Source organism: Gallaecimonas zhanjiangensis (assembly GCF_057624825.1).
The window spans coordinates 3,443,602-3,455,244 of record NZ_CM172603.1; the positions used below are offsets into that span (position 1 = coordinate 3,443,602).

At 45.5% G+C, this 11,643-nt stretch carries 11 protein-coding genes; 9 read left to right on the forward strand and 2 right to left on the reverse strand.

Annotated features, from left to right (window positions below; genetic code table 11):
* Positions 1-9 precede the first annotated feature (9 nt).
* The 9 genes from AC22G1_RS16325 (at position 10) to AC22G1_RS16365 (ending at position 9,936) form a co-directional block, all read left to right on the forward strand.
* The gene (locus AC22G1_RS16325) at positions 10-1,914 is read left to right on the forward strand and encodes an ATP-dependent nuclease (protein WP_487314303.1); all 1,905 of its coding nucleotides are present in this window, start codon (positions 10-12) and stop codon (positions 1,912-1,914) included.
* A complete protein-coding gene (locus tag AC22G1_RS16330) occupies positions 1,911-3,581 on the forward strand; it encodes a UvrD-helicase domain-containing protein (protein WP_487314304.1) in 1,671 nt (556 codons plus the stop codon). Before AC22G1_RS16325 ends, AC22G1_RS16330 begins: the two co-directional genes overlap by 4 nt.
* 948 nt (positions 3,582-4,529) lie before the next feature.
* Positions 4,530-5,495, forward strand: coding sequence for an integrase domain-containing protein (locus AC22G1_RS16335; protein ID WP_487314305.1), 966 nt, complete (start codon positions 4,530-4,532; stop codon positions 5,493-5,495).
* Between the two features lie 3 nt (positions 5,496-5,498).
* Positions 5,499-5,798 carry a hypothetical protein gene (locus AC22G1_RS16340; protein ID WP_487314306.1) on the forward strand — a complete coding sequence of 100 codons (300 nt, stop codon included), beginning with the start codon at positions 5,499-5,501 and terminating at the stop codon, positions 5,796-5,798.
* A gap of 31 nt (positions 5,799-5,829) precedes the next feature.
* On the forward strand, positions 5,830-8,106 hold the full coding sequence (locus AC22G1_RS16345) for an nSTAND3 domain-containing NTPase (protein WP_487314307.1): 2,277 nt from the start codon (positions 5,830-5,832) through the stop codon (positions 8,104-8,106).
* Between the two features lie 203 nt (positions 8,107-8,309).
* Positions 8,310-8,627: a hypothetical protein gene (locus tag AC22G1_RS16350; protein WP_487314308.1), complete on the forward strand. Its 318-nt coding sequence runs from the start codon at positions 8,310-8,312 to the stop codon at positions 8,625-8,627.
* Between the two features lie 274 nt (positions 8,628-8,901).
* On the forward strand, positions 8,902-9,171 hold the full coding sequence (locus tag AC22G1_RS16355) for a hypothetical protein (protein WP_487314309.1): 270 nt from the start codon (positions 8,902-8,904) through the stop codon (positions 9,169-9,171).
* Positions 9,172-9,230: 59 nt separating this feature from the next.
* Complete coding sequence (locus AC22G1_RS16360) at positions 9,231-9,422, forward strand: DUF7706 family protein (RefSeq protein ID WP_487314310.1); 192 nt, start codon at positions 9,231-9,233, stop codon at positions 9,420-9,422.
* Positions 9,423-9,453: 31 nt separating this feature from the next.
* Complete coding sequence (locus tag AC22G1_RS16365) at positions 9,454-9,936, forward strand: hypothetical protein (RefSeq protein ID WP_487314311.1); 483 nt, start codon at positions 9,454-9,456, stop codon at positions 9,934-9,936.
* Between the two features lie 136 nt (positions 9,937-10,072).
* Here AC22G1_RS16365 and AC22G1_RS16370 read toward each other — a convergent pair whose 3' ends face one another.
* Entirely contained in the window at positions 10,073-10,231 is a 159-nt protein-coding gene (locus AC22G1_RS16370) for a hypothetical protein (RefSeq protein ID WP_487314312.1), read from the reverse strand.
* Between the two features lie 349 nt (positions 10,232-10,580).
* Positions 10,581-11,450, reverse strand: coding sequence for a hypothetical protein (locus tag AC22G1_RS16375; protein WP_487314313.1), 870 nt, complete (start codon positions 11,448-11,450; stop codon positions 10,581-10,583).
* Between the last annotated feature and the right edge of the window lie 193 nt (positions 11,451-11,643).

Sequence of the window (11,643 nt, forward strand, 5' to 3'; positions counted from 1 at the left end):
AAAGCATGGATGAATCTTCAAACTGTTAGGTTGTTCAATTTTCAAAGTTTCGGACCAGAGCCAACAGAACTAACGCCAGAAAATATTACTTATCTAATTGGTCCCAACGGCTCCGGAAAGACCGCTGCACTTCAAGCTTTATGTCGATTATTTGCATATGACCCATCATTGCGTCGTGTGAAGCGCTCAGACTTCCATGTCCCACATAATGAAGAGGTAGTCCCCGAAGAACGGCAGCTATGGATTGAGGCTGACTTTGTATTCCCAGAGTTGAAGGATGGAAAAGATAGCTCGACAGTTGCTCCCCATTTCAGCCACATGCGCCTTGACGATCCAGACGGGATTCCTAGGGTACGATACCGCCTAAGTGCCACGATGGGCATTGATGGCGATATTGATGAGACTTTTGTGTATGTGCTTGAAGCTGGTCCAGACGGCGTTCCTTTAAATCCTCAAGCTGTTCCCAGGTCTGAACGAAATCACATACAGGTCCATTATCTGCCCGCAAGGAGAGATCCGACTGACCACATTGCATACGGAACGAGCGCGCTGCTTGGCCGATTGCTACGTGCCGTGAACTGGGAAAATGAACGAGAAGAGGTCAAAGGGTTCACCGACCAGATTAGCGAGAGTTTGGCTGCTAATCCATCGGTCAATGCTTTTAGTGCCCACCTGAAGAAAACATGGAGCACCCTTCATAAAGGTAGCTATTTTACAGATCCCAAGATTACTTTTGTGGCATCTGAGATCGAGGCGTTGCTTCGTCATTTGTCCGTATCATTCTCGCCTGGACATGATGAAAATCTTGTCGATTTTTCTCGACTCAGTGACGGTCAGAAGTCGATGCTCTATCTATCGTTGGTTCTCTCATCTCAAGCTATTGGCCGTGCTGTCCTTGCCGGTGAGGACGACTCTTTTGACCCAGAAAAGTTACGTCCGCCAGTCTTTACTTTAATAGCCCTTGAGGAACCAGAGAACAGCCTCTCACCTCACTATTTGGGGAGAATTGTTAGCGCTCTTAACTCAATGACGAGGAACCAAGATGCTCAGGCCCTAATTGCTACGCATGCTCCGTCAATGTTGCGACGTGTCGATCCGGAACATATTCGATATCTTCGACTTACCAAAACCCGGCAATCAATAATTACGAAAATCCAATTACCCGCTAAAGCCGATGAAGCGCACAAGTTTGTACGCGAGGCTGTTCAGGCATTTCCTGAGATTTACTTCTCACGTTTGGTTGTATTGGGTGAAGGGGATAGCGAAGAAATTGTACTACCGCGCCTTTTCCAGGCGAAAGGTGCTCCAATCGATGAATCAGCGGTGACGATTGCTCCTCTGGGAGGAAGGCACGTTAACCATTTTTGGCGCTTACTCACGGCATTACAGATTCCCTATCTAACACTTCTTGACTTGGATTTGGCCAGGTATCAAGGTGGATGGGGACGGTTTAAGTATGTAAATGACCAAATAACAGCTTTTCGACCCGAGAATAGTCTTCCTAAAGACCACGGAATACCTCCATGGAACTCCGATGATTATAAAGTGCGTATTTATCCTGGTCATATACAGGCGTTAGAGCAGCGAGGAATATTTTTTTCCTATCCAATGGACTTGGACTTCTCAATGATCCTCAGCCATCCTCGCGCCTACAATGTTCAAGAGGAAGCTCCGGATGAAGCAACACTAAAATCGGTTTTAGGGAAAAGCCATCATGACTCATCGCAATATAGCGAAAACGAGTTGAAGCTGTTTGCTTCCTATCACAAGCTTTTTAAGCTGGGCAGCAAGCCCGCTGCGCATATAGACGCTCTGGCTCAACTGAGCGACGAGGATTTACTGGCGAATATGCCTGAATCACTTGCACGACTAGCAGATGCTGTGATTGCCAAGCTTGCGGAGCTGCCCGAGTGATTGCTGTAGATGCATGGTTGCCTTCGGATGGGCTAACACTTGAACCCAATGCTCTGCTGGCTGCGAAGGAACAAGCGCGCTGTCTTGCACTGACTGCGGGGCCGGGAGCGGGCAAGACGGAAATGCTTGCACAGCGAGCTGACTTCCTCCTCCGAACCGGAACCTGCCGTTATCCGAAGAGAATACTCGCTATTTCTTTCAAAGTTGATGCCAGCAAAAACTTGAAGGAGCGAATCCAGCGACGCTGTGGACAAGAATTGGCTTCCCGTTTTGATAGCTACACATTTCATGCGTTTGCAAAGCGTATTATTGATCGCTTCCGAGTAGTGCTTACTGGTAATGATGCTCTGGATATGGATTATTCGATTGGCGAAAGAAAAGTCACAAGAAGGCAAATTACATTTCATGATCTTGTGCCGCTAGCAATTCAAATTCTCAAGGCCTCTACTGTCGCAAGAAATGCCATACGCCAAACTTACAGCGATGTTTTCTTGGATGAATTCCAGGACTGCACGGATCAGCAATATGAACTAGTTAAGGTAGCCTTCCAAGGCACTAGTATTCGTCTTACTGCTGTCGGTGATACCAAGCAGAAAATCATGGGATGGGCAGGTGCTTTAGACGGAATATTCCAAACGTTCGCTAGGGATTTCTCAGCAGTGCCATTAAACATGTACCGAAACTTTCGTTCAAAACCACGCTTGCTTCGAATGCAAAATGAGATAATTCGCGCACTTGATCCGGCATCTGTTATGCCAGAACACCAACTTGCTGGTGAGGAGGGAGAAGTCTTCGCGTGGCAATTCGAGAGTGCCCAGAAAGAAGCTGAGCACTTGGCCGATTTGATAGTCGTGTGGATAAGAAACGAACAAGTTCCGTTATCCGAAATCGCCATATTAGTGTCCAAGCAACTAGATCTTTATGCCAATCACTTGATGGCGGCATTGGAAGCTAGGGGAATACCGTACCGGAACGAGCAGGACATGCAGGATATTACTGTCGAACCTGCAGCAAGGCTCATTGTTGACTATTTGTCCTGCCTCTATGGACAACGGGAGCCCAAGGCCTGGATTCGGCTAATGAACCAACTGACTCCGTTTGACGATGAAGAGCTGCAGTCTACCGCCAGACAAAATCTTCAACGCTTATTCAGAGAACAGCGAAAAATCATTACCATAGCCGAGCTGTTGGACGGTCCGTTTTCAGGATGGTGGGAATCGGTACGTACTTTTCTTAAAACATTAGGAAAGGAAACTCTTGTTGCTCTATCTCCTGACTATGAGTCATTTGCCAGACTTCGTGAAGTTGTGAGAAAGACCAAAGCCCACATTGAAGAATTGCTTGAACTTACCCCCGATTTACCTCAAGCCTTGACTCGTTTTTCTGATGATCAGGCTGTACGTATTCTGACTATCCACAAGAGTAAAGGATTGGAGTTTGACTCAACGATAATTATGGCCGTTGAGAACGAAATATTCTTTGGGGATCAAGATGCTAATCGGTGTGCTTTCTTTGTTGGTGTATCCCGTGCCAAGCGTCGGCTCATTCTTACATACGCAAAAGAGCGAGATAGGCCTGCTGATTATCATAGAAGATGGGATACAGCACGAACTCCTCAAACTGAGTATTTTGGCTACGCATCGCCATTTCTAGATGGGTCCGGTTAAACATCTAAACAGCATCCAAAGGTGGCGTTTTGATGCTTTACTTCAAAAATTGAGCTGAGAGTCACTGTGTCAGCATCGGAAACCAACCAAAAAGCGACTTCTTGATATGTAGATGCTCCTATCAGAGTTTAAAAGGTACTGAAAAGCCACCAAAAAGCGACTTCTCAATGGCCTTGACGAGCTTAGATGATTGATTAATATATAGATTGTCAACGGTAGCTGGCCTAAAACAGCATTTCTCAATAACAAGGCTCTTGCCTTCACTTCGTAACCCTCAGGGGGGATGTCCCCTAGGGGCACTCCTCCGTCAAAACATGACCTTCCCGGAGGAAAATCTGATGTTCATCATCATTGTGCTTGCAGCATTCTGCTGCTGCCTGTGCTTGTGCGCTGCCCAAGCCACCAGGCTACTGTTCCGCGACACAGCTGAATGCCTTGTCACGGCCCTGGCGCTCGATACTGAGCAGCCAAACACACGAGGGCCTCCCTCACCTGCCAAACGAGTACCGAACCTTTCGGTGACTCGGTGCCCTCCCCCGTCTCTGTCGCCAACGGCGAAAACAGAGACGGGGGAGGACCCCCCGACGAAAGCCTTGTGCCTCAAGGGCTCAAGGCTTTCGCCCCGCGCACGAAAATGCGCGAATAAATACCGCCTTCGGCGGTTAGCGCGCTACGCGCTTCCCTTCCAGAGAATGACACAACTGTACCAGCCGGATCTGCTGGCAGTTTGTTCCGTCGGAACAGACCAGCCAGTGGAATGAGTTGTTCGCTCCATAGCAGTACCGTTCGTAAAGATGACCGTGGGCAACGGTTTACCTGCCCTTTGCCTGGGCGAGAGTCCCAGTGTTGGCCTTAGCATGCAGAGCTAATCAAAAACTGCGTATCACTTACCACCGATGACGAACAGGCCAGCTTTCATCAACTCTGTAGAACAACCAGGGCAACACCATGCGTTCAGCAAGAGCCAACCCCAATGCCAAAAACTTTGGCCTGAAAAGCCGAGACTTGGGTAAAGCTGGCCTCAACGCTCTCAAAGAGGCGGTGAGGAGCTTCCAATCCATTGCCACTATGCACGATAGGTGGCAGGTATTCGCTACCTGGCTCAAGCTCGAACACGGTATCAAAGACATGCGTGATATCGAGAAAGCACACCTAGTCGCCTATGCCGCTCACTTAAATGATCGGTTCGAGCGAGGTGAAGTCGCCTCGTCTACAGCTCAGAACTATCTGAGTGCTGTGAACCGGGTAATGGAAATAGCACGAGGAGACAGGCAAGTACGGGTAAATCCCGTTGCCGAAGGCGGCCTCCCCAAACGCTCTGGTATTGCTTCACAAGACAGAAGTGTCTCAGAGGTGGCCCACAATGAAGCAATGGCAACAGTTTCAAGCCGTTTGAGAACCTTGCTGGCCTTACAACGCAACTTTGGGTTGCGCTTTGAAGAATCGGCCAAATTTGATGCGGCAAAAGCCCTGAAAGAAGCAACGAAAATCGGCTCCTTCACGGTGAAAGACGGCACCAAAGGCGGCCGAGCACGTACCATTCCCATGACCAGTGCGGCGCAGCTTGCGACACTTCGCCACGCAGCCTCTATCCAGGATGGCCGCAGCATGATCCCCAATGACCAATCTTACCGAGAGTTTCGTCAGGCGGCTTACCGAGAGATTGGCTGCCATCCCGTTAATTTCCACGGGGAGAGGCACCACTATGCACAGACTCGTTACCGGCAGCTACTTGGCGCTGACAGTCCCGTAAAAGCAGGGCTTAGGCATGGCCATGCTCATCACCAGTATCTTGCCAAAACACTTAAGGTCTCTGTCGCTCAAGCCAGGATGCTCGACAAGGAAATCAGAGCTGAAATTGCCAGGGAGCTTGGTCACGGGAGGATCGACGTAACTAATGCCTATTTGGGGTGAACAATGGAAAAGTGGGTTAAAGAAAGAGCGCATGTTTATGTGAGGCACGGCGGTAAGACAGCCAGACGAGCCATGGTCAAGCGTCTGATCGCCGCCCTTGAGGATATTGCTGCCCATGAAAGAGGGGTCAAATCACCAGAACAAGTAGGGCGAGCTCATATTCACCGCTACTACGCCAGGCACCAGCATCTTAGCCCGACCACACTGCGTGACCATTTCTATGCATTCCGGCTACTATGGTTACTCCTTGAACGGGCAGGCGAGCCTCCGAAATACAGCAGAGAAGATTTCGATGGCAGTTAATGCTCTTAATCAACAGGCACTAGGCTTATAGATGAGCGGACTAAGCAATTTATCACCAGCTGACTTCGAAGACTTATGCCGAGACATTGCTCAGGCTGAGTTGGGCGTAAGATTTGAAGCCTTCGGTCCAGGAGCTGATGGCGGAATTGATGGACGCTATTCTGTAGGTTCTGACAATATTATTCTTCAATGCAAGCATTATTTCAACTCGACTTTTTCTCAGCTAAAGCGTTCTGCCATTAAAGAAATGGTAAAAGTATTAAAGATTAAGCCTAGCAGATATATTTTCTTTTGCTCAAATTCTCTAACACCAATGAAACGCAAAGAGCTTCTTGAAATATTCGAATCCACAATGTCCAGCTATGGTGATATATGGGGAAAAGAGGATATTGAAGCTGCACTTCGGCGTCATCCCTCCATAGAAAAAAGCCACATTAAACTTTGGTTATCTAGCTCCGCGGTGTTGGAGAAAATATTACATTCAGGACTTGAAGAATTTACACACTCAACAAAGGATGAGATACTTCACGAAGTAAAGCTCTATGCAAAAAATAAAAGTTTCGATGATGCCATAGAAATATTAGAAAAAGAAAAAACACTTATCATTTCAGGACCTCCAGGTGTTGGTAAAACTACACTGGCAAAAATGATTTCATATCATTACTTAAATGAAGACTGGAAATTCCATGCAATAAGGTCTCTAGATGATGGGTTTGCTAAAATTAACAATGAAAACCCGACACTATTTTTCTTTGACGACTTTCTAGGCAGAATAGATCTAGACAAAGATGCGCTGCGCAAGAAGGATAATGCATTCATTACATTCGTCAATAGGATAGCAAAATCAAAGAACTCTCGATTTATCCTTACAACAAGATCTCACATTTTCGAAGAAGCAAGGCGCTTATCAGATAATCTCGACAACGGACGGGTTCAGCTAGCTAAGTATTTACTCGACGTCGGGATATACACACGAAAGATAAAAGCCATGATACTATTTAATCATCTTGCATATTCTGAACTAAATTCAGGATTTGTAGAGCATCTACTTCATGATGATTGGCTAAAGAAAATAATTGATCATAAAAATTATAACCCTCGGATTATTTCATCTGTATCAAGTGAATTAATAGAAAATGTTAACAAAGAAGATTACCCTCAATATATCTACAATGCTTTAAACAATCCTAATTTTATATGGGAAAAATCTTTTTTATCGTTATCTATAATGTGCCAAAATTTATTAGCATGCCTATTTTTTAGCAATCAATACTGGGGAGCAAGTATTGAAGAGCTAAGACTTATCTACTCGAAAGCTCATCGTGCAGTTTGTTTACATTACAATCAGTCTTCCATGCCGAATGATTTTGACTCCTCATTAAAAATATTAGAGTCAGGCTTTGTATCAATTTCGGATACTAAGGTAACCTTTGTAAACCCGTCACTCAGAGATTTCCTCAGAAACCACTTAGTAGATATTGAATACCTTTCAATTTTTCCTGAAGTATCAGAGCGACTCGATTGGGCTGAAAATCTTTGGGATCATGTTAAAGAAGTTTGCAAATCAAGAAATGAATTACTAAATGCACATGCATTAAAATATCAAATGATATCTCAAAAAATGCTAACAGTTCCGACATTAAAAATAACTAAAAACAATAACTACATTTCAATGAGTTATAACGATTTAAGCATAATTGAACGCGTGAGGCTTCTCCTTGACTGGTGGGATAAATCACACGACTACAGTTATGTAGATATAGCCATAAAAGCGATGAATTCAGATAAATTAGAAATATACTGGTCAGATGGACAGTCAATACCCGAACTATATTGTCTTATAAGAGATAACGAGTCCTATACAGTTGAATATAAAAACGACCTTCTAATTGCTGTCGAAAAATATTTAATAAGGGTGCTCAATAGCGGTTTAGCAATTGATGAACTAGCATCAATGATTGAAAGCATATACAACTTTGGATTAGAAAAAGAATTACCCAATGTTAAATGTGATTTAGATAGCGTTGTTGATTACGAGTTAGAAGAAACATGGAGTGCCATAAATAGCCTGGATTCTGAAGATGAACTACTAGAGCATTTAGACTATTTAACTAATATAGCAAAATCAACTAAACGAGACATTGAATACTCAAGAGATGTTATTTTTAAGAAAATAGCAGATCTTGAAGATGAATATTACGAAAGAACTTCATTTAGCAACGGAAAGGGTTATAGCAAGAACGAAAAAGATATTTTTGATGATGAGGAAATGAAAAGTCTTTTCTCTAGTTTGATCAAGTCGCCTTAAAAATATCTTAATTATTTCCCAAAAGGGCAATTACAGCGCCTACACTGCCTAGCTCTATCCGCTAAAGTAGCTCCATCTTCAGCCTGTGGCTGAGATGTGCGATAGCTGGTCGCCAAAAACAAACAGCAGACTATCCATCCCGTAGCCGGGGTTCACCGGTTACGCGGTGTACCCCTTCAATGCCAAGTAAATTGGAGGTGTGTATGTACTTTTCTACGTTCATTTTGATCATGTGCGTGACTGTTGGCGTCATTGCTTTAGGTGCTGCTGCAACTGTATGGCTACTCAAGCAAGCTTCACTGGCAGCGTATCGCAATATGAGAAAAATGCGGCCCGTACGGGTCGTCAGTCCACTGGTTAATGCGGACAACTCATTGAGTGGGGAATGGTTGAAAGCCACTTCAAGTGGTCATCAATCTAGTGTATTCGAAGCAGTCGGATGCGTCCCCCTCGAAGGGAAATTGGCTTCTAAGCAAGTTGCCATGGCTTCCCATAAGAAGTTGTTGCCAGCAAGGATCTAAGGAAAGTCTATGTACCGGCTTATCCTGACAAATCCTAAGAAGAACGTCCGACAATACCAGCCAACCGAGGCTGGTTACAGGGCTGCACTAAGAGCTGCTCAAAGATTTTTAGAGCAGTATCCCCAGGGCAATGCAGTGCTTTACGGCCACAGTGTTTGTGAGTCATTCACGAAACAACGCATGCCAGAGCTCTGAATCCTAACCTTAACCAACCCTGCCGGGTGTTTTGCCCGGTTGGGCAGTATCCCGGCGTTTTATCTATTGGAGAATGAAAATGCCGAGAAAAACCAAATCCGAGGTCCATCAATTCGACGTGTGTGGTCGTGTGTATTACCGCGAGGTTAATTACACTGGTAAAGAAGGCGAGTTGGTGGCTGAAACGGTGGAGGCATTATCTCATGACGAGGCGGAAACCGTATTTCGAAATAATCTGGTTGAACACGCTCGCGAATTCAACCTGACCGTGGACCGTGTCGAAATTACGTTCACTATCGATTTGACGATTGCTGAAAGTGATAGCGATGAACCATTTTTAGTCCATTAATCAGAAAACCCTCAGGGGAAGCCCTGAGGGTTTTCCCTCCTGTTGTTGAAGGAGGAAAAATGGAAGACACCATCACAATCACCGCTGCGTTATCTGATCGCCATGCCTGGGCTTTGGTTCAACTCGTTAAACGTATCGGCTGGAACGAAGTTCGGATCAATGCGGCGGATGACGACGATGCGTATCTGATGAGAGAGGCTTTATCTGCATTGCAGAAGAGTCTTGCTGAATTGGGATACGCGCCTCGGTAAAAACTCTACCAGAACGCTGGGATTGTCCAAAATGGGCAGACCCAGCGTCTTTGCAGAGCAACTTAGATTGGTAATATTGAAAAACCTTTCAAAGGAGGATTTAAATATGACATATCACTTACACCTTAACTTTGAAAATAGAGAGTACTTTTTATCAGATGGAGCTTGGTCAACTGAAGAGACCATTCAAGGCGTTCTTCTTCCTATCGCAGCGCATCGTGCTGCTGATGAAAAGGACGCATGGAGCGCTATCGATGAAGTTAAATCTCTGATAGATGACGTACTATGCAAAGTTGACATTGAGTGGAACGATTTGATGACCCAGAAGCCAACAATCCTCTTTAAGGAAGATGTTAAACTTTTGATTTGTAAGCTTAAGCGAGAGTTCTATATTAACTCATTTCATGCTTACCTGAATAATAGGAAGTTTAGCGAAAACCATAAGGAAATGGCTTGTGAAGAATTTTACCAATCATTGCCATGCCTTGAGAATGAAGGCTTTTTCACCTTTTAAAGGTGTAGATAAGAATGACTTTTTGCCTTTGCGGGCATAAGTTAAACGGGTGCTTTAGAACGTTTTACGATACTTTTTGTAGTAGCTTCTTTAGTTTGACCGGAATAATCAAAGGGCCAGCTTGTCTGGCCCTTTGTTATTTCTGAGGTGAGGCGTTTACGGGATTGTCTTCACGCTTCCGTTCTTTTGTAGATTGTTGCTCCAAAGTGGCGAGAATTTCCGATGCCTTTCGTTTGGCCTCGGCCACAACTTCGGGTTTCTCCTGCTCCAGAATCTGCTCGAGTGTTCTTGTCACTGGAATACCTCGTTAGTTTAGTTAAAATCTGATTATAGAACGTTTGCACAGAGGATGAATATCATGGATGCATTTACAATTGCCATGCTGAGTTTGCTCGCATTTTTTACTGTGGTCACTTTTGGAAGTTTGTACCTCTATAACAAATCTCAAAAGTGCAAAAACCATAAAGACTGATGCAGCCGTTACATGTCACAGTATCAAAACCGTGACATGTAAGGGCTCTCTAAAATTAATTTCCAGTCAATGCGTTAGAACTCTCTCTAATCATCAGTCCTATCACAACTGGCCTATTGGTCATCGCCAAAAAACTTTCACATGTGAAAGTTTTCAGTCAAAGGCAGCTCTTTTACTCTGGGGTGATAAAGAGCTCAGCCCTGCCCTGCTCCAGCACAACTGGCGCACTGTATTGCCCTTTAGCCTGGCGCTGTGAGGCCACAAAGATTGCCGCCCACGCTGGAAGTTCCTTGCTAATACTGGCCAGTAAGCTGTTCTTATCCAGTCTCGCCCCTTCGGGAATGGTGACTTTGATACGGGAGTATTCAACATCATCACCGGCGAGAAAGGCATAGCCCTGTTGCTGAGCCATTACAAAATCAGGGATTGCCCTAGGTTGCTCACTGGGTGCATAGACAAGGGTGCTGATAGAGCAGGATTTCTCATAGCTGTGCCCAGAGGCTTCCCAATCTGGACAGCCTTTTTGTGGCGCAACAATGCGAACAGAAGACAAAATGTATTCAGCCATCAATGGCAGATCCTGATGTCGGTTTTTGTTATCAACAACATACTTAACACCAGCGTGTTGCAAAGTCTGTTCAATGCCGGTGAGCAATGTTGCCGACATCAGCTCCCAAGCATGATGGCTATCGCTGGCCTGAGTGGCAGGCATCCAGGCGAAGACGCTGTCGCGCTCCATTACGCCCTTAGGGCTAAATGCCGTTGTAAGAAGCCCCAGCCCAAGAGACTTTCCCCAGTCAAGCCCTATCCCTTGCCGAGCGTTGAAGAGCACTGCATCGCCAGAAACACTCCAGCCTTTCGCCAGTGCGCTGCTCCGCTGCGATGCGGGAACAGCATAATCTTTGGCGCCATAAAGCCCTCCTGCCTTAGCCAAGTTATAGGCACGGCTGTGGCTCGCATCGTATGACGGTGTTTCGGGTGTTGTGGCACAGCCGGAGGTAAATCCAGCAGCGCATAGCGTCAAGGCAAGTTTCTTTTTCATGCGGTTCTCCTTTTGCAATGAAGCAAGGGTGCCACAGGCTTCACGAAATGCAATAACCACATGATTAAAAAGAAAATATGTTCTGACGGGACAAAGTTACCCTAATTAAGCACGATGCCGAAAATGGGCAGTTACAGAGGCGAAATAGTGAGGATGAAACCAATAGCCTGGTCTTAGAAAACAGGAGAGCAGG

Excerpts from the sequence above, each read along its gene's own strand:
- AC22G1_RS16360 (WP_487314310.1), top strand. The coding sequence starts at position 9,231 with ATGGAAGACACCATCACAATCACCGCTGCGTTATCTGATCGCCATGCC.
- AC22G1_RS16325 (WP_487314303.1), top strand. The coding sequence starts at position 10 with ATGAATCTTCAAACTGTTAGGTTGTTCAATTTTCAAAGTTTCGGACCA.
- AC22G1_RS16335 (WP_487314305.1), top strand. The coding sequence starts at position 4,530 with ATGCGTTCAGCAAGAGCCAACCCCAATGCCAAAAACTTTGGCCTGAAA.
- AC22G1_RS16340 (WP_487314306.1), top strand. The coding sequence starts at position 5,499 with ATGGAAAAGTGGGTTAAAGAAAGAGCGCATGTTTATGTGAGGCACGGC.
- AC22G1_RS16375 (WP_487314313.1), bottom strand. The coding sequence starts at position 11,450 with ATGAAAAAGAAACTTGCCTTGACGCTATGCGCTGCTGGATTTACCTCC.
- AC22G1_RS16350 (WP_487314308.1), top strand. The coding sequence starts at position 8,310 with ATGTACTTTTCTACGTTCATTTTGATCATGTGCGTGACTGTTGGCGTC.
- AC22G1_RS16345 (WP_487314307.1), top strand. The coding sequence starts at position 5,830 with ATGAGCGGACTAAGCAATTTATCACCAGCTGACTTCGAAGACTTATGC.
- AC22G1_RS16355 (WP_487314309.1), top strand. The coding sequence starts at position 8,902 with ATGCCGAGAAAAACCAAATCCGAGGTCCATCAATTCGACGTGTGTGGT.
- AC22G1_RS16365 (WP_487314311.1), top strand. The coding sequence starts at position 9,454 with ATGGGCAGACCCAGCGTCTTTGCAGAGCAACTTAGATTGGTAATATTG.